We start from the raw sequence: 26,590 nt of genomic DNA, 5'->3' as shown, positions 1-26,590 counted from the left end.
TTCTTTTCACAGAATGTTCCAGCGCTGGCTTATGACTGATTCTGGTCATAAGCTTGCCGGCCGCGGGAAATAGGGCCGGCAGCGAAGGAGCCACGGTGAAGGACAGCACGAGGTCGGGACAGGAAACGGGCTCGGCGGCCGGAGCCGGTGCGATCCTCTGGCTGATCGCCTCAGGAAAGGCGCGCTCGCGTTCCGCCCTGATCGAAGCCTCGGGCCTGTCGCGCTCCACCGTGACCGAGCGCCTGGCCGCCCTGTTCGCCGCCGGGCTGATCGAGGAAGCGCCGGATGCGATGCCGAGCGGTGGCCGCCCCGCGCGCCTGATCCGGCTGAACACGGCCTTCGGCGTGACGCTCTGCGCCGATATCGGCGAGAGCCATGTACGCCTGGCCATCACCGATCTCGAGCCGCGAATCCTTGCGGAAGCGGTGGGAAGCGTCGACATCCGCCGCGGTCCGGTGCCGGTCCTCGGCTGGATCGTCGAGCAGTTCCGGGCGCTGCTCGCCGGGATCGGGCGCGACAGCGGCGACGTGCTGGGGATCGGTCTCGGCCTGCCGGCGCCGGTCGACCATGAGGGGGGCCGTGTCGTCGGGCCCTCCGTCATGACCGGCTGGGACGATTTCGACATCAGGAGCTGGATGCGCCGGCATTTCGATGCGCCGGTCGCGGTGGAGAACGACGTCAATCTGATGACTTTGGCGGAATATCGGCGTTTCTGGCCCAATGTCGGCCAGTTCCTCTATATCAAGGCGGGAACCGGTATCGGCAGCGGCATCATCACCGATGGCCGTCTCTATCGCGGCGCCCAGGGCGCGGCCGGCGACATCGGCCATATCCAACTCACCCACGCTCCCGCCCCGCTCTGCCGATGCGGCAAGCTCGGCTGCGTCGAGGCACGCGCCGCCGGCTGGGCCATCGCCCGCGACCTGCGGGGCCATGGCATCGAGGCCTCGGCCGCCCGGGACATCATCGCACTGACCCAGGCGGGCGAACCGGAAGCCGTGCGCCTGGTGCGGGAAGCCGGGCGTGTACTCGGCGAAGTGACCTCCGACGTGGTCAGCGTGCTCAATCCCAGCGTGATCGTGATCGGCGGGACCCTCGCCTTGGCCGGCGAGGACCTGATGTCGGGCATCCGAGAGCTGGTCTATCAGCGCTCGCTGCCGCTGGCCACGCGCAATCTCACCATCGCGCCGGCCCAGTCCGATCTGCCCACCGGGCTGCTGCTCGGAGCCGCTTTGCTCGTGATCGAAATGCAGACGCGCCCGGAAACGATCGAGAGCACCATTCTGCGGCACCAGCGGCCGCGCGCTGCCTGAACCCGGCGACCACTTGCGCAAGACGCGACGGCCTGCCCTTACGTCAATGTAAATTCCCGAAAAATCAGACAAAGCAAAGCAGACGCTCCGGCAGCCTCCGCGTCGAGGTATAATATTCCACGATGATTTCAATCCCGAAGAATTCATTGCGTTAAATACCGTGACAATACCGTGATTCAGGCCTGACCCGCCGGGAATTCCAAGTCGACAAACCTGCGCCTCCTGCCCATCATTGCTGACAAAGGGGGGATGCGATGACTGGAATTGCCGATCGTTTGCTGATCCTGCTGGCGCGCGTGACGAGCCGCTTTGGCGTCTGGTACCGCTGGCCCTTCCCTGTGAGCGTTGCCATCATGCTCGGCAGCAGGGGAATATTGAGGCAGAACAACCTCTTCGATACCGAGACCGCACCGGCACGCCCCGAACCCGCCAATGGCTTCGACATTCTCGGGTTCCGCACCGCCGACGGCAGCTACAACGATCTGGCCCAGCCCTGGATGGGGCGGGCCAAGACGCGCTTCGGCCGCAACGTCGCGCTGGACAAGACCTATGGCGAGGTGGCGCCGACCCTGTACGAGCCCAATCCGCGGCTGGTCAGTTCCAGGCTGCTGGCGCGACAGGCCTTCGTGCCCGTGCCGCATCTGAATGTGCTCGCGGCGGCCTGGATCCAGTTCATGGTGCATGACTGGCTGAGCCACGGCACCAATCTGAAGGAAAATCCCCATCGCTTCGACGTTCCGGACGGAGACGACTGGCCGACGAAGACGATGGAAGTGCTGCGCACCCCGGCCGACGTGACGCAGGCGGATCGGGCGGGGCGGCCGGCCGCCTACACCAACACCGAAAGCCATTGGTGGGACGCCTCGCAGATCTATGGCTCCAGCCTCGCATTGCAGACCCGCATCCGCAGCGATCCTGCCACCGGCACGATCCGCGCCGACGGCAAGATCTATCTCGACGAACATGGTCATCTGCCGGTCGATACCGAGGCCAAACAGGCGGGATCGGAACTGGCCGGCGTCAACGGCAATTGGTGGATCGGCCTCTCCGTACTGCATACGCTGTTCGCCCGCGAGCACAACGCCATCGTCGACCGTCTGCGCATCGACCATCCCGACAAGCCCGGCGAATGGCTGTTCCAGAAGGCACGCCTCGTCAATGCCGCCCTGCTCGCCAAGATCCACACGGCGGAGTGGACCCCGGCCCTGATGAACTCCCCATCCGGCCGTTTTGCCATGCGGGGCAACTATTTCGGGCTGCTCGGCGAGACCTTCAAGAACAGCTTCGGCCGGATCGGCGACGGCGAGATTCTCTCGGGCATTCCCGGCTCCCCCAGGAATCATCACGGGGCGCCCTATGCGATGACGGAGGAATTCGCCGCCTGCTACCGCCTGCATTCGCTGATGCCGGACAATTTTTCCTTCCGCCGTCACGAAGACGACGGCGCCCTGTTCGAGCGCGGCCTCACCGAGGTGTTCGCGGGCAAGACCCGCACCGTCTATCAAGAGGCCGGCTTTCTCAACGTCGTCTATTCGCTTGGCACGTCCCATCCCGGCGCCCTGGTGCTGCACAATTTTCCCAACACGCTGAGAAGGCTCGACAAGAGAGCGGAGGAGAACGTCTTCGTCGACCTCGCCGCTATCGACATTCTGCGTGACCGCGAGCGCGGCGTGCCGCGTTACTGCGAGTTCCGGCGCCAGATCGGCGCCCCGGTACCGCGCAATTTCGAGGAACTCACCAATGATGCGGCCTGGCGCGCGGAGCTTGCCGAGGTTTATGGCACGGTCGAGCAGGTCGACCTTCTGGTCGGCACGCTGGCCGAGAGCAATGCCCGCAATGGCTCGCCGCCCGGCTTCGGCTTTTCGGACACGGCCTTCCGCATCTTCATCCTGATGGCCTCGCGCCGCCTCAAGAGCGACCGCTTCTTCACCGAGGATTTCCGCCCCGAGGTCTATACGCCGGCCGGTTTCCGCTGGGTCCAGGAAAACTCGTTCCTCACCGTGCTGCAACGTCATACCCCGGCGCTCGCGCCGGCCTTCGCCGCCACGCGCAACGTCTTCTTCCCCTGGACCAAGGCGAGCAGGTGAGATGGCCCGCCGCATCCGCATCCCCTTGCTGATCGATCTCCTCGAAGTCGAGGACGCCGCAGCCATCGCCGCGATCGACCGCGATCCCCGTCTCGACCGCGCCTATGGCAGGGCAGGACCCTTGTTCAACCGACTGCTGTCCGGCCGGCTGACCCGGATATTTGCCGTCGACGGCATCCCGTTTCCCACCATGCGGGCGCGCCACGACGAAGAACGCCGGGCGGTCCAGGCCGCCCTCGCCGCGAGGTTGCACGAAGCGGTCCTGCCCGAGCTGTCCGGCAAGCATCCGCTGGTCGCCTATGTCAGGGGCACCGGCCCGCGCGAACGGGTCGGGCCGGCGCTGCAGGCCCTGATCGCCCGCCAATTCGATCCGGCCTTCACGCCGCAGCAGGCGGAGGCCCAACGCCTGTGGGACGCGGCCGTCCGCTTCGACGCCGCCGCCCGCACCGCCAATCCGCTGCACTGGCTGCAGCAGGCGCTGTTCGGCACGCTGCATGCCGACAGGAACATCCTGGCCGGAGCGGTCGGGCGCGATCCGGTCGCCATCCATGCGGTCGGCATCGCCGTGCACAATCTGGTGGCCAGCCTCGACCGGCTGCGCGCCCATCACGATGACCCAGGCCGCCGCTTCGCCCTCGATGGCACGGCGGCGGCGATCGCCTCGCTGACCGCGCCGGACTCGGTGCTGCGCCAGGCCAAGGGCATCGCCGATATCCCCGGCGGCTCGCTGGAACCCGGCGCTCTGGTGAGATTCAAGCTCGCTTATGCCGCCGGGCGCACGCTCGATCCCGCCACCGCCTTCCAATCCGCCTCCTGGAGCGCCTGCCCGGCCTCCGGCTTCGTGTTCCGGCTGCTCGCAGCGATCTGGACGGCGGCCCGTACCGAGGACGAGGCGCCATGAGACCAGCTGAGTCAACCGGCGAGGATCCGATCTTCACGCCGCTGCATTTTCGCAGCCTCACGGTGAAGAACCGCATCTTCCGCTCCAGCATCTCAGGACGCTGGGACAATGAGGACGGCTCACCCACCCAGACCCGTCTCAACTGGGAGAACAAATTCGCGGCGGGCGGCGTCGGCGCCATCATCACCTCCTTCGTGCCGGTGGCGATCGAGGGGCGGATCGCGGCTAACTATGCCACCAACCATCGCGATGCCTTCATTCCGCTCTGGGCCCGCATTGCCGAGGCCGTCCACGTTCATGATTGCCGCTTCATCATGCAGCTCAGCCATTCCGGCCGGCAGATGGACGTGCCCGGCGTCACCAACCAGCATCGTCCGGTGGCCAGCCCCACCAATGCGCGCGAGACCCTGCACGGTTTTCCGACCCAGGCGATGACGCCGGGCGAGATCGGCATCCTGGTCGAGAAATTCGGCCGCGCCGCCTGGCGGGCACGCGAGGCAGGGTGCGACGGCGTCGAGCTGCACGCGGCCAACGGCTACCTCTTCACCCAGTTCCTTTCCTCCGGCATCAACGACCGCACCGACCATTATGGCGGCTCCCTGCCCAATCGGGCGCGCTTCCTCCTGGAGGTGATCCGCTCGATCCGCAGTCATGTCGGCCGGGATTTCCACCTGCAGGTCAAGCTTTCGGCGGTCGATCGCAACAACGTCATTCCCTGGGAGAAGAAGGGCAACACCATCGGCGAGACCATCGAAGTGGCCCGCTACTGCCAGGCGGCGGGAGTCGATGCCATCCATGTCTCCACCGGTTCGCTCTTCCCCCATCCGCTCAACCCGCCGGGCGACCTCTCGCTCGAGACGCTCGCGGTCGTCTATGACGCCATGATCGCCTCCGGCCTCTACGGCCTGCGCAATTTCCTGCTGTTCCGCTATCCGGCCCTGCGCCCGATCTTCCGCTGGCTGTGGTTCCGCATGAAGAAGGGCCATGGCATCGAGGGCATCAGCCTGGAGGAGGCCCGCCAGTTCAGGCAGGCCCTCGACATCCCCGTGCTAGTCACCGGCGGCTTCCAGACCGCCTCGGTAGTCAGGCAGGCCCTCACCTCCGGCCAGTGCGACGGCGTGGCGATCGCCCGCTCCCTGATCGCCAACAACGATCTGCCGCGGCAATGGCAGGCCGGGCACGATCGCCCGGCCAATCCCTGCACCTATTGCAACAAATGTCTGGTCAACGCGGCCAAGAATCCGCTGGGCTGCTACGAGGAGCAGCGCTTCCAGGACCGCGACGCCATGCTGGCCGCCCTCTACTCGATCTATGCGACCAAGCCCGATCTGGTCATTCCCGGCGCGGGTTTATCCGATTCGAGCCCGGTTTCCGCGTCGGCCAGCACCATCAGAGCCGCGAGAAAACGCAAAACCTCTCACCCCGTTTCTTGAGCCGATCGGAGACCGCCGCTCGAACACATCCGAGGAAATGCACGATGCCGGACTCCTATTTCGTCACCGAAGTCGAGCGCCAATTGGCGCAACGCCGCCGGAAATGGCAGCCGGTGCGGCTCGTGCTCATTGCTGCGCTGGTGGCAGTGGTCTATCTCGCCTTGACGGCCGTCATCCTCTTCACCCGCAACGACGCACCCCGCTATGGCGAGGTGATCGAGCATTTCAAATATGGCTCGATCGGCTCGGAGACGGAAAGCGGCATTCCCTACCGGGTCTGGCAGGCCCTGCCCAGGCTGTTTCCGGATGCGTTCGAACGGCGCGACGACTACACCGCCTTCGGCTTTCTCTATGAAAAGGACAGCCTGGGGCGGCAGCGGGACCTGCCGATCGGGGTCTCGCGCCGGACGGTGCGCGGCGTCGACATGGTCTGGCTCAACTGCGCCGTCTGCCACACCGGCACCTACCGCCTGAGCCCGGACGGGGCCCGCATCATCGTGCCGGCGATGCCATCCAACAATCTGCAGTTCGAACGCTTCGTGCGTTTCATCCTGTCGACTGCCGGCGACGAACGCATGGCGCCGGACACGCTGCTTCCCGAGGCCGAAGCCGCCGGCCATCGCTTCGGCCTCGTCGAGAAGACCGCCTGGCGCTATCTCGTGCTGCCCACGCTGCGAGAGGGCCTGATCGCGCGGCACGCAAGGCTCGAATCGCTGCTGGCCCGCCAGCCCGACTGGGGACCAGGCCGGGTCGACACCTTCAATCCCTACAAGGTGGTGCAGATGAAGATCCCCGCCTCGACGCTGACGACCGCCGAGGCGATCGGCGCCGCCGATTTTCCCGCCGTCTTCGAGCAGGGACCCCGCGAGGGCATGCATCTGCATTGGGACGGCAACAACACCTCGCTGGCCGAACGCAATCTTTCGGCGGCGCTCGGCGCGGGCGTCACCCCCGAGACGGTCGACCATGCCGCCATCAAGCGCGTTGCCGACTGGCTGCTCACCCTTAAGCCGCCAGCCTCTCCCAACCGGCCGGATGCCGACGCCGTCGCGCGGGGGCGCTCCATCTATGAGGACAGCTGCAGTTCCTGCCATGGCGAGCAGGACGCGGCGGGCTACCAATTCCGGGGCGAGGCGATCGGCAAGGTCGATCCCATCGAGCGCCTCGGCACCGACAGGGCACGCCTCGACAGCTACACGCCGGCCTTCCGGCAAAGGCAGCTCACCGAATTGTTCGCCGGCACGCCCTATGCCTTCAGGTCCTTCGAAAAGACCGATGGCTACGCCAATCTGCCGCTCGACGGCCTGTGGCTGCGCGGGCCCTATCTGCACAATGGCGCCGTTCCCACGCTGAAGGATCTGCTGGCACCAGCCGCCCAGCGTCCCTCCGCCTATCTGCGCGGCAGCGACGTGATCGATGCCGTCAATGGCGGCTTCGTCTCGCCGCCCTGCGACCCCAAGGGCCCACCGCCGGCGGCCGGCTTCTGCTTCGACACCACGCAGGCCGGCAATGGCAAGGACGGTCATCTCTACGGCACCGATCTGCCGGCGTCGGCCAAATCGGACCTGCTTGCCTATCTGCTCACCTTCTGACCGGAGACCCCAGCCATGACCGATCAGGCTCTCACCCTCGGATGGACCATGGCGCAAGCCGCCAGGGCCTTGCGCAGCTACCGGCTCGTGCTCGGCTTCAACATGGCCGTGCATGTGCTGATCGGGCTCGCCTGCATCGTCTGCCCCGGCTGGGTTTCGCAGATGGCGGGTCTGCCGGAAGCCGTTCCGGTGGGTTGGGAGCGCGGCTGGGGCGCCACGCTGCTGCTCGTCACCGCCTTGTATGTTCCCGGCTGGTTCAGACCATTGCTCGCCCGGACGCCCAATCTCATCGGCATCGGCGGCCGCCTGTGGATGGCGTTGATCTGGCTCTTCTGTGGCGGCGGCTTCCTATGGTTCGCGCTGTTCGACGGCTTTTTCGCCGTGGTGCTCGCCTTGCTCTACCGGCGTCTGCTGACCGCCCAGTTGATGACGCATCCCTGACGGTCAGCCGGCACCCGCTGACGAGCGCGGTTTGAACGCACCGAAATCAGGCGGGTTCGCCGCCCTTCGGACCCCAGAAAATCACCCAGGTCTCAAAGTCCTCGCTGAAACTCTCGAAGCGATGCTCGAGGCCGGCTTCGACGAAGATCACGTCTCCCGGCGCGAACGGCCGCAATTCCCCGGCCTTCGAGAAGGTGCCGCTGCCGGCAATCACGATATAGAGCTCGTCCTGGGCATGCGGCATCTGAAGATCACGGCCGACAGGCTTGTAGAGCTCCACCGTCATCGAGCCATGCGCCATGCCCGTGAAGAAAGGCTTGCCGTCAGCGCCGAGATTGTCACGAAAATAGGAAAGGGACTTGAGCCAGTCCGTCATCCTATTCCGCCGCTTCGTTCTGGGCGAGATTGTCCAGGCTCTGGATGATCAGGCTTGCGAGCGCATCGGTGAGCGAGGTCTGCTCACGCCAGTTGCGCACCAGGCCGATCTTGCAGGAGGGCAATGGCGGGAAGCCGTCGGTTGGACCGAGGACGCGCATGCCGGGCCTCAGCGCGCTTTCCGGCAGCACCGAGACCGCAAGGCCTGCAAGGACCATGGCGCCGACCGCGGTGGAGTTCCAGCTCGAATAGAGCACGCGATAGCCGCGATTGATCGTTTCCAGCTTTTCCTGCGCCGCCTGCCGCCAGCCGCAGCTCGGGCGGCCGAGCGCAAGCGGGAGCGGTGTTTCCGTGTGGACCTGGTGCCGGCTCGAAGTCACCCAAAGCAGGCGTTCATGCCGCACGAATTCGGCCGTTCCCTTGTGCTCGACATGGGTGATGATGGCGAGGTCGAGATCATTGGCGTTGATGCGTTCGATCAGCATCGGCGTCGGCTCGCAGACGATGGTCACCTCGACCCGGGGATTGGCCTGCGAGAAACGCGCCATGATCTCCGGCAGATAGCGGTCTGCGTAATCGTCGGGAATGCCGATGCGCACGCGCCCGGTGAGCTCGTTCTGGGAGAAGGCACAGACCGCATCCATGTTGAGCTTGACGATGCGCCTCGCATAGTCGAGCAGCTTGTCGCCGTCTTCCGTCAATCTGGAGGCTCGCCCGTCCCGCTCGAAGATCGGCTTGCCGATGCGCTCCTCCAGCCTTTTCATCTGCATTGAAACGGCCGATTGCGTCTTGAAGACGATGTCGGCGGCGCGAGTGAAGCTGCCCGTTTCGGCGATGGCGATGAAGGTCCTGAGCTGATCGATATCCAGCAGCACGGCCATGGGCCCCTCCCTCGAGCAAGTATGTTTTAGCGAGAACGCCGTTTCCTACTCCGCCGGCTCGGCCTCATGAGGGGCGTGCCTCGATCCGCCATCGAGGAGTACGATAACAATCGCTTATGCTGAACATTAGAAACATTCGTTGGATTGATCAATACCGATGTTTCATAGTGTTACCGTTCAGTATTGGTGATGAATGGAGCGTTCCATCCGGGAGCGCAGCATCACCGGCCGCCCGATGGAGAATCCGATGAACAGCGTTGTCGTAAACAGCCAGTCTTCCTCTTTCGTCTCGAGCTTCGTCGAGACGGTGCGCGCTGTGTTCGGCAAGGTAGCCGGTCTCGCCGTCGCGCTTCACAATCGCCGGGAAATCAACCAGTTGGCCACTGCAGATGCGGCGATGTTGCGCGATCTCGGCCTGACGCCGACCGATGTCGAAGGCGCCCTGTCGCAGCCGCTCTGGCGCGATCCGTCGGCCCAGCTCGTCGCGGCGCAGATGGATTGGCGCAGCTCGGCCAAGGCCGCCAAGCATGACAATTTCGTCGGTCTGCACGCCTGATGCCTGACCGGCACGACTTCTGGCCGCTTCCCCTGCGGCAGAACGCCCCGGAAGCGTGACTTCCGCACCTCAGCCCGCTTCGTCTGAAGCGGGCTTTTTCATGCCGGCTTCATTATTTCTTGCCGAACCAGGTTTCGAGCAGCGACTGCATCGCATCGGCCTGTGCCTTCTGGAGCTGGCTGCCCGCCTCGAGCATCTGATCCATCATCGCTTCGGCGTCGCTCTTGGGAGCAGGGGCCGGCATCGGCGCGAGAAACGGCGCCCACAGCGCCGCCAGAGCGCTGTTGTCGAACCAGGGTGCCGGCTTGGCCGGCGGAGGCTGGAAGGCCCGCATCATGGCATCGAACATCTCGCTCAATGGATGGCTGGGCGCCGGCGGCACGGCTGCCCGCGCCAGGCCGCTGACCAAGATGGACGCCACGGACGGCAGCATGGCGGCGATCACCGGGGCGGCGACGCCGCTCTGTAATGCGGCGAGCTGGGAAAGCGCCTTCGTCATCTCGGGCGTACCGAAAAGGGCTGCCATCACGCGCTGGCCCTGCTGTGTCGCCTGCTGGGTGAAAGCCAGCGCCGCGTCCTGGAAGCTATCGACTTGCGGCACACCCGACAGGCCGAAGAAATCCGGCGGTTCGGCGGCAGTCTTCGCTTTCTCCACCTGCCGTTTCAGGCCGAGCGAGAAAGCCGGCATCAGCGCCTCGGCTGCCGCCATGGCCTGCTTCTGGCTGAGCTCGAAATGGCGGGCCAGATTGTCGATCGCCTGCCCGTTCTGCGCGGTGTTCAATAGATCGAATAGTGTGTTCATGCCGCTTCCCATGCCACCGCCATTGTGGCTCTCAGCCCTGTCCGGGGACCTTCAGCCACCGCAGTGAACGATAGGCCCACCATACACCAAACACGCCGAAGATCACCGCGCCAAGTCCCTGCCCGGCCAAAGCCCCCTCCGCTCCCCAATATTTTGCGCCAATGATGGCAAAGGGAATGGTACCGAGCGTCGCCTTGCCCCAGTTGGACAGGGTCGCAGCGATCGGAAAGCCGAGATTGTTGAAGGAAGCATTGGCAACGAAGAGCAGCCCGTGGAAGACCCACGACCCTGCCGCGAACAGGCAGAAAAAGGTGATGAGCTGGGCAGCCTGCGGATCGACGATGTTGAACAGGCGGATCACCAGCTGGTGCGCGGCGGCCAGCACCGCCCACACGATCAGCGCATAGATCGTCGTGAAAGTGAAGGCATCGGTCAGGGTGCGGCGCACCCGATCGAGCCGGCCGGCGCCGTAATTCTGACCGAGAATCGGTCCCACCACACCCGAGAGCGAGAAGATCCCCCCGAAACAGAACGCGATCAGACGTCCCATCACGGCATTGCCCGCCACGGCACCATCGCCGAACGGAGCCAGCACGGCCGTCATGTAGCCATTCGCCACGGGGGTGGCGAGATTGGCGAGCATGGCCGGGCCCGCGATCGCCATGATCGGCCTGGTGTCGGCGAGCGCTTCGCGCAGCGACAACCGGCCCACCAGATCGTGCACGCGGGAGGCGCCGTACCAGCCGACCCAGACGGTAACCAGCCGCGAGATCACGATGACGATCGCCGCTCCCTCGACACCAAGGCCGAGCCAGAGAATGAAGATGGGATCGAGGATCGCCGCGGCGATGGCCCCCGACAGCGTGACATACATCGAGCGCCTGGCGTCCCCGACCGCACGAAGCACGCCGGAGAGCGCCATGCCGCTGCCCATGAGAAGGCCGCTCGGCACACTGATCTGCAGGAAGATGGTGGCCAGATCCAGCGTGCGGCCGGTGGCGCCCAGCTGTGTGAGCAGCCAGGGAATCAGCGGAAGGGCAACAGCCGCCACCAGGGTGTTGATCAGGATCATCCACACCAGGATGGACGCCCCGTAGCGCCGAGCCAACGCGCGATTATGGGCCCCCAATGCACGCGAGCACAGAGCGCCGGCCGAGATCATCACGCCGATGCAGATCGAGGTCGCCAGAAACAGCACCGCCGCGCCATAGCCGACCGCCGCCGTCGCCGCGGTGTCGCCGAGATGGGCGATGTACCACAGGTTGATGAGGTCGACGGCGAACACCGACATCAGCCCGATCGAGCCCGTCGTGGTCATCACCACGACGTGGCGCATGATCGAGCCGGTCACGAACTTTGGCGTCGGCGACAGAGGTGCCGGCTGCGCCGACGCCTCGGCGGGCGTGGCGTCGTCATCGGCTTGAGGATGGCGCATTTTCAGTCCAATTCCCGGGGAGCACAGACCTCCCTGCGGCCTTCGAAGGCCGGACGATCCGTACACCCCATTGCCCAGCATGGGCGAAGGGCACCGATATAGGCCGATATCATCAAGCGGAAAACCCCTGCCCTTCCTCCCCCCTCGCCAGAGATGCTCCCACGCGATAGTTTGGCCGGCAGTCAGGAAGCCCAGCCATGATTGCGCAAGAGCCGATCGCCGACCTGCCGACCCATCAGGTGACCAATCAGGTCCCGCCTTTGCTCGACTACAACCTGTTCGACAGCGATCCAGGCCTGCAGGCAGCGCTCGCCCGCGAGGGCGCCGGCTGGGCCCGGGACGCCGCGAGCGCCTTCGGGGCCTCGATCGGCAGCGCCGAGACGATCGCGCTCGGCGAGGCCGCCGGCCGGCATACGCCGGAGCTGCACAGTTTCGACCGTTTCGGCCAGCGCATCGATCATGTCGAATTCCATCCCGCCTATCATGCCCTGATGGCCCGCGGCCTGGAGGCTGGCATCCATTCCCTGCCCGCTTCCGGGCGGGCCGGCGGCTTCGTCGCCCATGCTGTCCTGGAGTATATGCTGACCCAGATCGAGCCCGGCGTGTGCTGTCCGATCACCATGACCGGCGCGAGCCTGGCCGTGCTGCGCCAGGCACCCGCCCTCTTCGGGCAATGGGGCCCGCTCATCCGGGCCGATGCCTATGACGGCTCGGCCCGCCCGGCAGCCGAGAAGGCGGCGGCGACCATCGGCATGGCGATGACCGAAAAACAGGGCGGCTCCGATGTCCGCGCCAACACCACCCTCGCCAGACCGCTCGGCGAAGATCTTTACGAACTCACCGGACACAAATGGTTCTGTTCGGCCCCGATGTCGGACGGCTTCCTCACCTTGGCCCAGGCCCCCGGCGGGCTCGCCTGTTTCTTCGTGCCGCGCTGGCGGCCGGACGGCACCCGCAATCCCATCTTCATCCAGCGCCTCAAGGACAAGCTCGGCAATCGCTCCAATGCCTCGGCCGAGATCGAATATGCCGGCGCTCTGGCCTGGCGTATCGGCGAGGAGGGCCGCGGCGTCGCGACCATCATGGCCATGGTCAACCAGACCCGGCTCGACGCCGCCCTGGTCTGCGCCGGCATGATGCGCCAATGCGCGGTGCAGGCCGTGCACCACGCCGCCCACCGCCACGCTTTCGGCAGGCTCCTGATCGAACAGCCCCTGATGCAGCCGGTCCTCGCCGACCTGGTCATCGAGGCGGAAGCGGCCACCATGCTGGTGATGCGCGTGGCCCGCGCCTTCGACGGCAAGACGCCGGAGGAGACCGCCTTCGCGCGCATCGGTGCGGCCATCGCCAAGTTCTGGGTGACCAAGCGCCTCCCCAATCACAGCTATGAGGCGCTGGAATGTCTCGGCGGCAACGGCTTCGTGGAAGAGGGGCCGCTGGCCCGTTTCTATCGCGAGGCTCCCGTCAATGCGATCTGGGAGGGCTCCGGCAACGTCAACGCACTCGACGTGCTGCGCGCGCTCGGCAAGGAGCCCGCGGCCGTCGCGGCGCTGCGCGGTGAATTAAAGGCAGCGCAGGGGCTGGATCGGCGCTACGACGCCTTCGTCGCCGCCATCGAGAAAGCGATGCAAGCCGGCGGCATGCAGGAGGCGCTGGCCCGCCGCCTGGTGGAAGATCTCGCTTTGGCGCTGGAAGCCTCGCTCCTGCTCCGCCACGGCCCTGCGCCAATGGCGGAAGCTTTCGTGGCCGGACGCCTCGATGGCGGAATGCGCGGCTGCTACGGCGCCCTCCCGGCCGGCCTGAGCCTGCAGCCGATTCTGGATCGGGCGAGAGTGGAACCTTCCCTGTAGCATCGAGTGCCGGCTGCGCCAGTATTCTCGAAACTTGGTAAACGCCGCCAATGGCGTAGAGCGGAGCAGCCGGCTGGGACCGTGAACGCCTCGACCGCCCCAGTGGAAACGGATGCTCGCCGGAAAGGCAGAGGTAGACGGGATGTCCGCGGTCCCAGCCTCAGCTGCAACAATCGAAGGCCGATGCCTTCCGACTTCATTTCAGCTTGTCGAAACCTTCGCCAAAGCCCTTCAGGGTCAGGGGAATGCCGATGCCCTCTTCCGGCGTCTGGAAGATGATGAAGGTGGCTTCCTTGCCGGTACGCAGCATGCCGATCTGGGAATCGTCGAGCACCACGTCGGCCAGGCAGCCCGTCGGCAGGCAGCGCACGAAGGCGGCGCGGCCGACATCCTTGCCGTCGATCTTGAGGCCGAGGCCGGACGGCAGCAGCACACCGAGCGGCGCGATCACCCGCAGCAGGCGGCTCTTCTGATCGGCCGTGCGCAGCACCAGCACCGACAGGGCCACATTGGGGCGATCGGACGCAGTGACGGCCTGCACCAGCGCGCATTGTTCCTGCTGGGCTCCCGGCGGGGTATCGCAGCGCACCTGCCAGTTGTCGTGGGTCGAGCGCAGCACGCCGAGCTGATCGGTCTGCTGTGCGGCGGCAGGACCGCCCAGCACGGCAGCCGCCAGCAGGCCCGCAAGGGAAAGGCCGGCAACCCGTCGCAGCGGGGTCGCAAGCGCATGTTTCAGCATGTGTGCCAACAAGGTACATCCTCGCCGAATCAGGGCCCGCGGGCCCGGTTTGGATTTCTGTCGCGACGGGTAGCAGACAGGCCCTGACTGTCAAGCATGGCGCCGCGACGGCGTCCGGCCCAAGTTGACGGCACATCATGGCGCTTTCGCGCCCAATTGCCGCACAAACCGTGGACGTCGAACCATTGCGATGCGCTGTGGATTGTGGTTTTTGAGTGACCGTGTGCTTTACATGAGTTCCAATCCGTGAAATCTGCGCGCCAGAGAGTTTTGCGCGATTGGCGCTCCCGACCGGTAACGAGCCAGGTGGCGTATCACGTGCCGTATGGGCTGCGTCGTGTCGGCGGGGAATTGGAGAGAAGGCGGATGGCTTTCCAGGCTAGGAAGAAAATGGGCGGGGTGGCACTGTCATCGCTGCTGTGGGGCCTCATCATCGGCACGGCCAGCGCCGAAGAGGCCGCCAAGGGCGGCCTCGGCGAGCCGCAGCCCTGGCAGATGGGCCTGCAGGAACCCGCCACGCCGGTGATGGAATATATCAACTGGTTCCATACCTATGTGATGTGGTTCATCGTCCCCATCACCCTCTTCGTGATGGTCCTGCTGCTCTATGTGATCATCCGCTTCAACAAGAAGGCCAACCCGGTCCCCTCCAAGGTCACACACAACACCATCCTGGAGGTGGCGTGGACGGTGCTGCCGATCCTGGTGCTGGTCTGCATCGCCCTGCCTTCGTTCAAGCTCCTCTATATGGAGGAAGTGATTCCGAAGGCCGACCTGACCATCAAGGCGACGGGCAGCCAGTGGTACTGGGATTACGAATATCCCGACAATGGCGACATCTCCTTCTCGTCCACCATGGTGCGCGACCTGCCCATGAGCGATCCGCTGCGCCTGCTCAAGGTGGACAACGAGGTGGTCGTGCCCGTGAACAAGACGGTGGTAGTGCAGGTCACCTCCAACGACGTGATTCACTCCTTCTCGGTGAACTCCTTCGGCATCAAGATCGACGCCATTCCCGGCCGCCTGAACCAGACCTGGTTCAAGGCCACCCGCGAAGGCATGTATTATGGCCAGTGCTCGCGCCTTTGCGGCCGCGACCATGCCTTCATGCCGATCGCCTTCCGCGTGGTGAGCGACGAGGAGTTCCAGAAGTGGGTGGCCAGCAAGAAGACTGCAATGAACGGCGCCGCCCCGGACAAGGTCGCAGCCGCGACCTCCGTCGTAGTAAAGTAACGGCCTGACGGCTCGACTAAAGGATTGAATGTGATGGCCACTGCCCACAACGCATCGGCGCATGACGATCATGCCCATGACGCGCATGATCATCCGACCGGCTGGCGCCGTTATGTCTATTCGACCAACCACAAGGACATCGGCACGCTCTACCTGATCTTCGCGCTGGTCGCGGGTATCATTGGCGGCCTCCTGTCGGTGGCGATGCGCGCGGAACTGATGTTCCCGGGCCAGCAATTCTTCACCAACCCCTACACGTTCAATGCGTTCGTGACCGCCCACGGCCTGATCATGATCTTCTTCATGGTCATGCCCGCGATGATCGGCGGTTTCGGCAACTGGTTCGTACCGCTGATGATCGGCGCGCCGGACATGGCCTTCCCGCGCATGAACAACATCTCGTTCTGGCTGCTGATCCCGGCCTTCGGCCTCCTGATCATCTCGATGTTCGTGCCCGGCGGCCCCGGCGCCGACGACCTCGGCGTCGGTACGGGCTGGACGGCCTATCCGCCGATGTCCTCGATCAAGGGCACGCCCGGACCGGCGATGGATTTCGCCATCCTGTCGCTGCATCTGGCCGGTGCGTCCTCCATCCTGGGCGCCATCAACTTCATCACCACCATCTTCAACATGCGCGCGCCCGGCATGACGCTGCACAAGATGCCGCTGTTCGCCTGGGGCGTGCTGGTCACCGCCTTCCTGCTGCTGCTGTCGCTGCCCGTCCTCGCTGGCGCCATCACCATGCTGCTGACGGACCGTAACTTCGGCACCGCCTTCTTCGATCCGGCCAATGGCGGCGACCCGATCCTGTGGATGCATCTGTTCTGGTTCTTCGGTCATCCCGAAGTCTACATCATGATCCTCCCCGGCTTCGGCATCGTCAGCCACATCATCTCGACCTTCTCGCGCAAGCCCATCTTCGGCTATCTCGGCATGGCCTATGCCATGGTCGCCATCGGCGTCGTCGGCTTCGTCGTGTGGGCCCACCACATGTACACCGTCGGCCTCGACGTCGACACGCAGGCCTATTTCGTGTTCGCCACCATGGTGATCGCGGTGCCGACCGGCGTGAAGATCTTCTCCTGGATCGCCACGATGTGGGGCGGCTCCATCGACTTCAAGGCGCCCATGGTGTGGGCGACGGGCTTCATCTTCCTGTTCACCGTCGGCGGCGTCACCGGCGTGATGCTGGCCAATGCCGGCGTCGACCGCTCGCTGCACAACACCTATTACGTGGTGGCGCATTTCCACTACGTGCTGTCGTTGGGCGCGGTCTTCTCCATCTTCGCGGGCTGGTACTACTGGTTCCCGAAAATGTTCGGCTATGTCATCCCCGACTGGATGGGCCAGGTGCATTTCTGGATCGCCTTCGTCGGCGCCAACATGCTGTTCATGCCGCAGCACTTCCTGGGCCTTGCCGGCATGCCCCGCCACCTCGTCGACTACAACCCGGCCTTCGCCGGCTGGAACCTGGTCTCCTCGCTCGGCGCCTTCATCTTCTTCGGCGGCGTGATCTGGTTCCTGGCCATCAACTTCTACGCGGTGTTCGTCCGCAAGGAGCAGGCGGCCGCCAATCCCTGGGGCGAAGGCGCCACCACCCTGGAATGGACGCTGTCCTCGCCGCCGCCCTTCCACCAGTTCGAGACGCTGCCCCGCATCCGCTGAGCCCCTCGAACGCCTGAGCTTTCGGGAGGGCGGCCGCTTCGACGGCCGCCCTCCTGCCTCCACAACTCCCGCGGTTTCCTGCTCGAGCCTTCCCGCGAGGAAGTCTCCAGCAAGCAACCAGCCCCAAAGGCAGCCGGCCGAGGCCGGTACGACGAGAAGGAACGTTCATTGACCGATATCGGCATGCCCATCCAAGGCGAGGCTGACGATGCTGTCCCCGTGATCAGCATCGCGTCGGTTGGCGACTTCCTGGCCCTGCTCAAGCCGCGTGTGATGTCGCTGGTGGTCTTCACCGCCCTCACCGGCATGATCGTGGCTCCCGGCCAGATCCATCCTGTCATCGGCCTTGCCGCCCTGATCGCCATCGCGGTCGGCGCGGGTGCCTCCGGCGCCCTCAACATGTGGTACGACGCCGACATCGACGCCGTGATGTCGCGCACGCGCAACCGCCCGGTTCCGGCCGGCCGCGTCAGCCCGGGCGAAGCGCTCGCCTTCGGCATCATCCTGTCCGGCCTGTCGGTGCTGGCGCTCGGCGTCTTCACCAATTTCCTCGCCGCGGGCCTGCTCGCCTTCACCATCTTCTTCTACGTCGTGATCTACACCATGTGGCTCAAGCGCTGGACGGTGCAGAACATCGTCATCGGCGGCGCGGCGGGCGCCCTGCCCCCGGTCGTCGCCTATGCCGCGGTGACCGGCACGGTGACGGTGGAAAGCCTCGTCCTCTTCGCCCTGATCTTCATGTGGACCCCGCCCCATTTCTGGGCCCTGGCGCTGTTCAAGTCGGGCGACTACGAAAAGGCCGGCGTGCCGATGCTGCCCGTGGTGGCGGGAGACCACGAGACCCGGCGCCAAATCCTGATCTACACGGTGCTGCTGGCCCCGATCGGCATGCTGCCCTGGCTGCTCGGCTATGCCCATTGGAGCTATGGCGTGGTCGCGGGCCTCGGCGGGCTCGGCATGCTCGGCCTCGCCGTCGACATCTGGCGCAAGCCCGGCGACATGGGACCGGCCAAGCGCATGTTCGGCTACTCGATCCTCTATCTGTTCGTGCTGTTCGCCTGCCTGCTCGGCGAGGCGCTGGTGATGAGGATCCTGGCATGATGGCACATCATCTGTGGTTCATCGGTCCGGCCCTGATCATCCTGCTGCTGATCATCCTGTTCCGCCCCCTCGCCTATCAGCGTCCGCCTCGCGACAGCTGGGTCGCCCGGCTGGCGCCCGACCAGGCACGCAAGCTGCATTGGCGCTCCATCGCGATCGCCGCCGCCCTGATCGCCTTCGTGCTGCTCGTCTATGCCGTGAGCTTCGTCAAGGGCCCCGGCGTTCTCGACAAGGGGTTCTAGAATGGCCGGAACGCCCGACAAGTCCTCCCCTGCGCGCCCCAAGGTCGGCAATGGTGTGATCGCGGTGTCCTGCATCGCGTTCGTGGCATCGATGGTGGGTGCGGCCTATGCCGCCGTGCCGCTCTATACGCTGTTCTGCCAGGTCACCGGCTTTGCGGGTACCACGCGCGTCGCCGAGGCGGCCCCGGGCCAGATCCTCGACCGCAGCTTCGAAGTGCGTTTCGATTCGAACATCAACCCGGCCCTGCCCTGGAAGTTCGAGCCCGAACAGCGTTCGGTGACGGTCAAGGCCGGCGAGGTGAAGACGGTCTATTACAAGATCACCAACCTCTCCTCGGAAACCACCTATGCCGCGGCCGCCTACAATGTGACGCCGCAGGAAACCGGTGCGTATTTCTCGAAGATCCAGTGCTTCTGCTTCACCAACCAGAAGCTGGGACCGGGCGAGAGCCAGGAATTGCCGGTGGTCTTCTTCGTCGATCCCGCGATCGACAAGGTCGACTATCTTGCCGGCGTGCGCACGATCACGCTTTCCTACACCTACTATCCGGCCAAGCCTCCCGCGACACCGCTCGCGGCGGCCGAACCGAAAACCGACACGTCGAGCAAACCGCAGTTATAAGTTCCCGGGCGACCGGCATCTGGAGAAAGCCATGGCTCAGACCAAGAACCATGATTACCACCTCGTCAACCCGAGCCCGTGGCCGTTCGTCGGCTCGATGGCGGCTTTCGTTCTGGCCATCGGCCTGATCACCTGGATGCACAAATATTCCTACGGCCCCCTGGTGTTCGGCGTCGGCCTGATCGGCGTGCTCTACACCATGCTGATGTGGTGGTGGGACGTCATCAAGGAAGCCTCCGAGGGCGACCACACCCCGGTGGTGCAGCTCCATCACCGCTACGGCATGATGCTGTTCATCGCGTCGGAAGTGATGTTCTTCGTCGCCTGGTTCTGGGCCTATTTCGACGTCGCCCTCTTCCCCGGCGAGTCGGCGGAGGTCGCCCGCACCGCGCTGACGGGCGGCGTCTGGCCGCCCAAGGGCATCGAGACCCTCGATCCCTGGCATCTGCCCCTCCTGAACACGCTGATCCTGCTCACCTCCGGCACCACGGTGACCTGGGCCCATCACGCCTTGCTCGAAGGCGATCAGAAGGGCCTGAGGAACGGCCTGATCCTGACGGTGGTTCTCGGCGTGATCTTCACGCTGTGCCAGGCCTATGAATATGCCCACGCGCCGTTCTCCTTCTCGGGCCACATCTACGGTTCGACCTTCTTCATGGCCACGGGCTTCCACGGCTTCCACGTGATCGTCGGCACCATCTTCCTGGCGGTCTGCCTGCTGCGCGCCAATCTGGGCCAGTTCACCCAGCGCCATCACCTCGGCTTCGAATTCGCCGCCTGGTACTGGCACTTCGTCGACGTGGTCTGGCTGTTCCTGTTCGCCTGCATCTACATCTGGGGCTATGGTCCCGGCGGCGTGCACGGCTGAGCCGCCTTCATACGATCAACGAGGCGGCCGGGGTTACCCGGCCGTTTCCTTTTGGGGCCTCGCGATGCCGCAAGATCACCAATACCCGCCGCTTTCACCCTTCCAGACCGGCTCGCGCGGCAAATGCCCCCGTTGCGGCCAGGGCAAGCTCTTCGACGGCTTCATCAGCCTCAAGCCGAAATGCAGCGCTTGCGGCCTGGACTACAGCTTTGCCGATTCGGGCGATGGGCCGGCCGTCCTGGTGATTCTGGTCGCTGGCTTCATCCTGCTGGGCGCGGCCGTCTATGTCGAATTCACCTTCTCACCCCCGGTCTGGGTGCACGTCATTCTCTGGCTGCCGCTTTCCCTCGCTGTTTGTCTGGGATTGCTGCGCTGGATGAAGGGCGTCCTCGTCGCCCTGCAATACACCAACAAGGCGGCCGAGGGCCGGCTGGAAGAATGACGGGGTCCGCACTCTCCTCGCGTCCGCGCTCGCTCCTGGCGCTGACGATCTCGATGCTGGTGATGGGCGCCTTCCTGGTCGGTCTCGGCATCTGGCAGCTCGAACGTCTGCAGTGGAAGCTCGGCCTGCTCAAGGAGATTGCCGACCGCACCACGGCGGCTCCGGTCGCTCCGCCCCCCGAGGCCGATTGGCCGCACCTGACGCGGGACGGTCTCGAATACCGGCATTGGCAGGTCTCGGGAACCTTCGACCACGCCAAGGAGATCCGCTCCTTCACCAATCTGCCCGATGCCAAAGGGCGGTTTCGCGGCGTGGGCTATTGGGTGCTGACGCCGCTCATCCGTCCCGATGGTTCCACCATCCTGGTCAATCGCGGCTTCGTGCCCGAGAGCGCCAAGGATCCCGCCAGCCGCCAAGCCGGGCAGATCGCGGGCCCCGTCACCGTCTCCGGCCTCGCCCGCTGGACTGAGGACCGCAATCTCTTCACGCCAGCGGACGATCCCCTCGCCGGCAACTGGTTCACGCGCGACATCGCCGGCATTGCCAAGGCCGAGGGGTTAACGCGGGTCGCACCCTTCTTCATCGATGCCGATGCCAGCGCCCCCGGCGGCCTGCCCCAGGGCGGAGAGACCATTCTCACCTTCCCCAATAACCATCTGCAATATGCGCTGACCTGGTTCGGTCTCGCCCTCGGCCTTGTCGGGGTCTACATCGCCTTCGTCCTGCGCTACCGGCGGAGTTCAAAAAGCTAGGCCGCGTCGCCAAGTATGGTCTAGCGGGCTGGAATGTCGTCTTGCGAGCGCAGCGAAACAATCCAGTCTTTCCGCCCTGATGAAATCAGGATTGCTTCGCTGCGCCCGCAATGACGATGAAATAGGCCGGTGATCGGGGCCAGGAGCGGCGCATTCAAGCCAGCAGGCGGCGATACGCGCCTTGCCCGCCGGCCCCGGGCGGATTACAGGATGAAGACTTGTGTCCAGGACGGCGCGCGGCCGGCATCGGCGGCGCTTCCGGCACCGAAAGGATAGAACCGTGCACTATGTCTCCACGCGGGGCGAAGCCCCCGTTCTCGGCTTTTGCGATGCCCTGCTCGCCGGTCTTGCCCGCGACGGCGGGCTCTATGTGCCGCAGCATTGGCCGGTTCTGTCCCACGCCCAGATCGCCGCCTTTGCGGGCAAGCCCTATTGGCAAGTGGCCGAGGCGGTGATCTCGCCCTTCGTCGGCGGTGAGATCGAGCCGGCGGCCCTGCGCCGGATGATCCAGGAAGCCTATGGCAGCTTCGGCCATCCGGCCGTCGTGCCGCTGGTGCAGATCGGCGACAATCTGTTCGTGCAGGAACTGTTCCACGGCCCCACCCTCGCCTTCAAGGACGTGGCGATGCAGTTGCTCGCCCGGCTGATGGATCATGCCCTGAAGGCCCGCAACAAGCGCGCCACCATCGTCGGCGCCACCTCGGGCGACACCGGCAGCGCCGCCATCGAGGCTTTCCGCGGCCTCGAACAGGTCGACATCGTCATCCTCTATCCGCATGGCCGCGTCTCCGAGGTACAGCGCCGGCAAATGACCACGGTCAATGCCGCCAATGTCCATGCGGTTGCGCTGGAGGGCAATTTCGACGATTGCCAGGCGCAGTTGAAGGCGATGTTCAACCATCTTGAATTCCGCGACGAGATCGGCCTGTCGGGTGTCAATTCCATCAACTGGGCCCGCATCGTGGCCCAGATCGTCTATTATTTCACCGCCGCGGTGGCCCTGGGCGCACCGCATCGCAAAGTGTCCTTCTCGGTGCCCACGGGCAATTTCGGCGACATTTTCGCCGGCTACGTCGCCAAACGCATGGGCCTGCCGATCGAGCGGCTCCTGATCGCCACCAATGTCAACGACATCCTGGCGCGCACCATCGCGACCGGCGTCTACGAGGCGCGCGGCGTGACGGAGACCTCCTCTCCCTCGATGGATATCCAGGTCTCCTCCAATTTCGAACGGCTGCTCTTCGACGCCTATCGCCGCGATGCCGGCCAGGTGCGCCGCCTGATGGGCAACCTTGCCCAGTCCGGAGCCTTCGAGATCGACGAAGGCGCCTATGACGCCATCTGTGCGGAGTTCGACGCCGAGCGCGCCGACGAGAAGGAGGTCGGCAAGACGATCGGGATGGTCTGGCGCAATGCCGGCTATCTTCTGGATCCGCACACGGCCGTCGGCGTGATGGCGGCGTGGAAAGCCGAACCCGATCGCCACGTGCCGATGGTCGTGCTCGGCACCGCCCATCCAGCCAAGTTCCCAACCGCCGTCAAGGATGCCTCCGGCGTCGAACCCAAGCTGCCGGATGCTCTTGCCGATCTCTATGAGCGGCCCGAGCGCTTTACCGTCCTGCCCAATGACCTTGGAGTGCTGGAGGCCTTCGTCCGCAAGCATTCCCGCGCGGCACAGGGTGCCGCCGCATGAGCGTCGAAGTGACCCACCTCCCCTCGGGCCTGACCGTCGTCACCGACGCGATGAGCCATCTCGAGACCGCTTCGCTCGGTGTCTTCGCCGGCGCCGGCGCCCGCTCGGAAGGCGAGAAGGAGCATGGCCTCGCCCATCTCCTCGAGCATATGGCATTCAAGGGCACGCGAACCCGTGACGCCAAGCGCATCGCCGAGGAGATCGAAAGCGCAGGCGGTGAACTCAATGCCGCGACATCGGGCGAGCAGACCGCCTACTACGCCCGTGTGCTGAAGGAAGATGTCGGCCTCGGCTTCGACATCCTGGCCGATATCCTCACCCAATCCGTCTTCGATTCCGACGAGCTGGCGCGGGAGAAGAACGTCATCCTGCAGGAGATCAGCGCCGTCGAGGATACGCCGGACGACCTGGTCTTCGACATGTTCAACCAGGCCGCATTTCCGCACCAGCCCCTCGGCCGCCCCATCCTCGGCACGCCCGAGACGGTGATGTCGTTCGACCGCCAGGCGATCCAGGCCTATCTCGACACCCATTACCGGGCCGGCCGCATGGTGGTCGCCGCAGCAGGGGCCGTCGATCATGATCGCGTCGTCGAGGAGGCGGGCCGCCTGTTCGCCCACCTGCCCGAGGGCAGCGGCCCGGAGCCCGCTTCGGCGATCTATCGCGGCGGCGAGGACGTGATGGAAACCGATCACGAGCAGGCCAATGTGCTGATCGGCTTTGGCGGCCGTTCCTACAAGGATGACCTGAGCCCGGCTCTCGGCATCTTCACCAATCTGGTCGGCGGCGGCATGTCCTCGCGCCTGTTCCAGGAGGTGCGCGAGAAAAGAGGCCTGTGTTATCAGGTCTATGCCTTTCAGTGGGGTTATGCGGATACCGGCATTTTCGGTATATCGGCCGGCGCCGGCGCCGAAGACCTCGAAGATCTCGTGCCGGTGATCCTGGATACCGTGGCTGCCGCTGCCTCGGCTCCGACCGAAGCCGAAATCGCCCGTGCCAAGGCGCAGATGAAGGCAGGCCTTCTGATGGCGCTCGAATCCTCGGCCATGCGCGCCGAGCAGATGGCGCGCCACATGCTGATCTGGGGCCGGCCCCTGCCGCCGGCGGAATTGATCGCCAAGATCGACGCGGTCACCGCCGACGACGTCCGCAAGGCCGGCGAGGCCGTGCTGGCCTCGCCGCCGACCCTGGCGGCGCTCGGCCCTGTCAGGACATTGCCCCGCCTCGACAAGATCCGCAGCCATCTGGCGGCATGAGGCGTGCATGTCCTTCCTGCGGCCCTTCTCCTTCGCCGACGTCATACCGCCGGTCCGTGGCGAGAAGGTCGAGTTGCGGGCCCCGGAAATGCGCGATTTCGAGGCCTGGGCCGCCTTGCGGGGCGCAAGCCGGGAATTCCTGCGCCCGTGGGAGCCGACCTGGCCGCCCAACGACCTGACCCGCCCAGCCTTTCGGGCGCGGATCAAGCGCTATGGCCAGGATGCGAGGGCGGACGCCGCCTACCCCTTCTTCATCTTCCGCTCCGATGACGGCGCGCTGGTCGGCGGCCTCACGCTCGGCCAGATCCGCCGCGGCGTGGCGCAGACCGGCTCGCTCGGCTATTGGATGGGCCAGGCTCATGCCGGCCAGGGCCTGATGAGCGACGCCGTGCGCGCATTGCTGCCCTATGCCTTCGGCACGCTGCGCCTGCGCCGGGTGGAAGCCGCCTGCCTGCCGGAGAACGGCCCCTCGATCCGTCTCCTGGAGCGCGTTGGCTTCATCCGCGAGGGCTATGCCCGCTCCTATCTGTGCATCGCCGGCGCCTGGCGCGACCATCTGCTCTACGCCATCCTGTCGAGCGACGAGATCCGCTGAGGCCTTCCGGGGACCGGATCGCAACTTCACGGCCATCACCACGCGGAGGGCATCATGACCGGCGCATCGCAGACCGTCATCACCCGGGCGGAAGAGCGGCCGCGGGAGGCCTGGGACGATCCTGCCAAGGGGAGCGTGGCCTGGCACACGCTGTTCAGCGCGGACATCACGCCCACGGACAGCCTCAGCGCGGGGATCGCCATCCTGCCGCCCGGCGGCACCAACCCACCGCACCGCCACGCCGAAGCGGAGCTCTATTTCATCCTGGAAGGCAACGGCGTGCTCACGGTCGACGGCCTGGAGAGCCCCGTCGGCAAGGGAGCGGCGATCTTCATTCCCGGCCAGGCCTGGCACTCGCTGCGCAACGAAGGCGATGCCGAGCTCCGACTGTTCTATGTCTTCCCGACAGGCCGCTTTTCAGACGTGATCTACGAATTTTCCGATTGAGGCCGGACATCGCGACACGAAGTCCGCACCCAGAAAAATGGCCCGGTTTCCCGGGCCATTTCATTCAGAACCTCATCAGCCCAACAGGGCCTTCAGCTCGGCCCTCAGCTCGTCGCCAAGGCCCTCGCGCTCGAGCGCATAGGCGATATTGGCGGTGAGGAAGCCGATCTTCATGCCGGTGTCGTAGATGCGGCCCTTGAAGATCGAACCGTAGAATTTCTGACCCTGGGCGAGCTTGAGCATGGAATCGGTAAGCTGGATCTCGCCGCCCGCGCCGCGCTCCTGCTTTTCCAGGAGATCGAAGATCTCGGGCTGCAGGATGTAGCGGCCGGAGACCGCCAGGTTGGAAGGCGCGGTGCCCTTCTTGGGCTTTTCCACCATCTGGGTGATCTCGAAAGCATTGCCGCCGACGCTCTCGCCCTTGCCGACGATGCCATATTGATGCGTCTGGTCCTCCGGCGCCTCGAACACGGCGATGTGGTTGCCGCCGACCTTGTCATAGGCCTCCACCATCTCCGCCAGGCATCCCTTGCCCTTGCCGTGATGCAGCATGTCGGGCAGCAGCAGCGCGAAAGGCTCGCGCCCGACGATCTCGCGCGCGCACCAGACGGCATGGCCGAGGCCGAGCGGGGCCTGCTGGCGCGTGAAGCTGGTCTGCCCGGCGGCCGGCAGGGCGCGCTGCAGTTCCTCATAGGCCTCCATCTTGCCGCGCTCCTTGAGCGTGGCGTCGAGTTCGAAGGCGATGTCGAAATGATCCTCGATCACTCCCTTGTTGCGGCCGGTCACGAAAATGAAGTGCTCGATGCCGGCTTCGCGGGCTTCATCCACCACATGCTGGATGACGGGTTTGTCCACCACGGTGAGCATCTCCTTGGGCACCGACTTCGTGGCAGGCAGAAAACGCGTGCCGAGGCCGGCGACGGGAAATACAGCTTTGCGAATGCGCGTCATTGGAAACCTTTGATACGTGCCCTTGGGGAAGGTTGGTTGTTTTTATTGCCCCCTCGGATGAAGGAACGGTTTATAAGACCCTACTCAGACTCGGGCCTTGCAGCAATCTCGCCCTTGCCTGCCTCAAGCGTCAAAAATGAGGTGGATCCGAAATCACCAACAACTTCCCACCGATTTCTGCCCGCCGGAGCGATGGGAGGCAAGAGGCCAGCCTCCATCATCCCCTCTGATTCCGCCAACAGGAATCCGATCGGCGCAGCTTGCCCAATTTCGCATTGCTGGCTACTGCTTCTCGACACAATTGAGTGGCAGGTGGGC

26 protein-coding genes are annotated in these 26,590 nt (G+C 65.1%); 20 read left to right on the top strand and 6 right to left on the bottom strand.

The features are described from left to right. Positions 1–95 precede the first annotated feature (95 nt). From J8I29_RS11885 to J8I29_RS11860, 6 genes are all read left to right on the top strand, one after another. Positions 96–1,313, top strand: a complete 1,218-nt coding sequence (locus J8I29_RS11885) for an ROK family transcriptional regulator (protein ID WP_209431791.1) — start codon at positions 96–98, stop codon at positions 1,311–1,313. Positions 1,314–1,567: 254 nt separating this feature from the next. Beyond that, on the top strand, positions 1,568–3,400 hold the full coding sequence (locus J8I29_RS11880) for a peroxidase family protein (RefSeq protein WP_209431790.1): 1,833 nt from the start codon (positions 1,568–1,570) through the stop codon (positions 3,398–3,400). A gap of 1 nt (position 3,401) precedes the next feature. Further along, entirely contained in the window at positions 3,402–4,301 is a 900-nt protein-coding gene (locus J8I29_RS11875) for a hypothetical protein (RefSeq protein ID WP_209431789.1), read from the top strand. Next, positions 4,298–5,734 carry an NADH:flavin oxidoreductase gene (locus tag J8I29_RS11870; RefSeq protein WP_105862461.1) on the top strand — a complete coding sequence of 479 codons (1,437 nt, stop codon included), beginning with the start codon at positions 4,298–4,300 and terminating at the stop codon, positions 5,732–5,734. Before J8I29_RS11875 ends, J8I29_RS11870 begins: the two co-directional genes overlap by 4 nt. Before the next feature lie 44 nt (positions 5,735–5,778). Beyond that, positions 5,779–7,326 carry a c-type cytochrome gene (locus J8I29_RS11865; RefSeq protein WP_209431788.1) on the top strand — a complete coding sequence of 516 codons (1,548 nt, stop codon included), beginning with the start codon at positions 5,779–5,781 and terminating at the stop codon, positions 7,324–7,326. Between the two features lie 15 nt (positions 7,327–7,341). Next, the gene (locus J8I29_RS11860; protein WP_209431787.1) at positions 7,342–7,767 is read left to right on the top strand and encodes a hypothetical protein; all 426 of its coding nucleotides are present in this window, start codon (positions 7,342–7,344) and stop codon (positions 7,765–7,767) included. A gap of 46 nt (positions 7,768–7,813) precedes the next feature. On the opposite strand, the gene J8I29_RS11855 is transcribed toward J8I29_RS11860, so the two are convergent. Beyond that, complete coding sequence (locus tag J8I29_RS11855; protein WP_209431786.1) at positions 7,814–8,143, bottom strand: cupin domain-containing protein; 330 nt, start codon at positions 8,141–8,143, stop codon at positions 7,814–7,816. Between the two features lies 1 nt (position 8,144). Then, entirely contained in the window at positions 8,145–9,023 is an 879-nt protein-coding gene (locus J8I29_RS11850; protein WP_105862465.1) for a LysR substrate-binding domain-containing protein, read from the bottom strand. A gap of 247 nt (positions 9,024–9,270) precedes the next feature. On the opposite strand from J8I29_RS11850, the gene J8I29_RS11845 reads away from it, so the two are divergent. Continuing rightward, positions 9,271–9,579, top strand: a complete 309-nt coding sequence (locus J8I29_RS11845; RefSeq protein WP_181161153.1) for a DUF1127 domain-containing protein — start codon at positions 9,271–9,273, stop codon at positions 9,577–9,579. Positions 9,580–9,691: 112 nt separating this feature from the next. On the opposite strand, the gene J8I29_RS11840 is transcribed toward J8I29_RS11845, so the two are convergent. Then, a complete protein-coding gene (locus J8I29_RS11840) occupies positions 9,692–10,381 on the bottom strand; it encodes a DUF937 domain-containing protein (protein ID WP_209431785.1) in 690 nt (229 codons plus the stop codon). A gap of 31 nt (positions 10,382–10,412) precedes the next feature. Beyond that, positions 10,413–11,816 (bottom strand): MATE family efflux transporter, encoded by a 1,404-nt coding sequence (locus J8I29_RS11835; protein ID WP_209431784.1) that lies wholly within the window; start codon positions 11,814–11,816, stop codon positions 10,413–10,415. Positions 11,817–12,013: 197 nt separating this feature from the next. On the opposite strand from J8I29_RS11835, the gene J8I29_RS11830 reads away from it, so the two are divergent. Continuing rightward, positions 12,014–13,666 (top strand): acyl-CoA dehydrogenase family protein, encoded by a 1,653-nt coding sequence (locus tag J8I29_RS11830; protein WP_209431783.1) that lies wholly within the window; start codon positions 12,014–12,016, stop codon positions 13,664–13,666. A gap of 196 nt (positions 13,667–13,862) precedes the next feature. Here the strand turns inward: J8I29_RS11830 and J8I29_RS11825 are convergent, their stop codons facing one another. Beyond that, a complete protein-coding gene (locus J8I29_RS11825) occupies positions 13,863–14,405 on the bottom strand; it encodes an invasion associated locus B family protein (RefSeq protein ID WP_209431947.1) in 543 nt (180 codons plus the stop codon). A 366-nt stretch (positions 14,406–14,771) separates the two neighbouring features. Here J8I29_RS11825 and coxB point away from each other — a divergent pair, with 366 nt between their 5' ends. From coxB to J8I29_RS11765, 12 genes are all read left to right on the top strand, one after another. After that, entirely contained in the window at positions 14,772–15,638 is an 867-nt protein-coding gene (gene coxB / locus J8I29_RS11820; protein WP_245196889.1) for a cytochrome c oxidase subunit II, read from the top strand. Positions 15,639–15,671: 33 nt separating this feature from the next. After that, on the top strand, positions 15,672–17,303 hold the full coding sequence (ctaD, locus tag J8I29_RS11815) for a cytochrome c oxidase subunit I (RefSeq protein WP_105862471.1): 1,632 nt from the start codon (positions 15,672–15,674) through the stop codon (positions 17,301–17,303). Between the two features lie 183 nt (positions 17,304–17,486). Further along, complete coding sequence (gene cyoE, locus J8I29_RS11810) at positions 17,487–18,404, top strand: heme o synthase (RefSeq protein ID WP_209431946.1); 918 nt, start codon at positions 17,487–17,489, stop codon at positions 18,402–18,404. Further along, positions 18,401–18,646 (top strand): hypothetical protein, encoded by a 246-nt coding sequence (locus J8I29_RS11805; RefSeq protein ID WP_245196888.1) that lies wholly within the window; start codon positions 18,401–18,403, stop codon positions 18,644–18,646. The genes cyoE and J8I29_RS11805 overlap by 4 nt, the downstream gene beginning before the upstream one ends. A gap of 1 nt (position 18,647) precedes the next feature. Then, positions 18,648–19,268: a cytochrome c oxidase assembly protein gene (locus tag J8I29_RS11800; protein ID WP_209431782.1), complete on the top strand. Its 621-nt coding sequence runs from the start codon at positions 18,648–18,650 to the stop codon at positions 19,266–19,268. 31 nt (positions 19,269–19,299) lie between these two features. Further along, positions 19,300–20,136, top strand: coding sequence for a cytochrome c oxidase subunit 3 (locus J8I29_RS11795; RefSeq protein WP_105862473.1), 837 nt, complete (start codon positions 19,300–19,302; stop codon positions 20,134–20,136). A 64-nt stretch (positions 20,137–20,200) separates the two neighbouring features. Further along, complete coding sequence (locus J8I29_RS11790; protein ID WP_105862474.1) at positions 20,201–20,578, top strand: DUF983 domain-containing protein; 378 nt, start codon at positions 20,201–20,203, stop codon at positions 20,576–20,578. Beyond that, a complete protein-coding gene (locus J8I29_RS11785; protein ID WP_209431781.1) occupies positions 20,575–21,330 on the top strand; it encodes an SURF1 family protein in 756 nt (251 codons plus the stop codon). The genes J8I29_RS11790 and J8I29_RS11785 overlap by 4 nt, the downstream gene beginning before the upstream one ends. 280 nt (positions 21,331–21,610) lie before the next feature. Next, positions 21,611–23,023: a threonine synthase gene (gene thrC / locus J8I29_RS11780; protein WP_209431780.1), complete on the top strand. Its 1,413-nt coding sequence runs from the start codon at positions 21,611–21,613 to the stop codon at positions 23,021–23,023. Continuing rightward, positions 23,020–24,279, top strand: coding sequence for a pitrilysin family protein (locus J8I29_RS11775; protein ID WP_105862477.1), 1,260 nt, complete (start codon positions 23,020–23,022; stop codon positions 24,277–24,279). The genes thrC and J8I29_RS11775 overlap by 4 nt, the downstream gene beginning before the upstream one ends. Positions 24,280–24,286: 7 nt before the next feature. Beyond that, a complete protein-coding gene (locus J8I29_RS11770; protein ID WP_105862478.1) occupies positions 24,287–24,874 on the top strand; it encodes a GNAT family protein in 588 nt (195 codons plus the stop codon). 54 nt (positions 24,875–24,928) lie between these two features. After that, positions 24,929–25,321 (top strand): cupin domain-containing protein, encoded by a 393-nt coding sequence (locus J8I29_RS11765; protein WP_105862479.1) that lies wholly within the window; start codon positions 24,929–24,931, stop codon positions 25,319–25,321. A gap of 75 nt (positions 25,322–25,396) precedes the next feature. On the opposite strand, the gene galU is transcribed toward J8I29_RS11765, so the two are convergent. Further along, positions 25,397–26,272 (bottom strand): UTP--glucose-1-phosphate uridylyltransferase GalU, encoded by an 876-nt coding sequence (gene galU, locus J8I29_RS11760; RefSeq protein WP_209431779.1) that lies wholly within the window; start codon positions 26,270–26,272, stop codon positions 25,397–25,399. Positions 26,273–26,590 lie beyond the last annotated feature (318 nt).

It is taken from the genome of Labrys sp. LIt4, from assembly GCF_017813775.1.
Classification (GTDB): Bacteria; Pseudomonadota; Alphaproteobacteria; order Rhizobiales; family Labraceae; genus Labrys; species Labrys okinawensis_A.
This window is presented reverse-complemented; position numbering and strand designations above follow the sequence as displayed.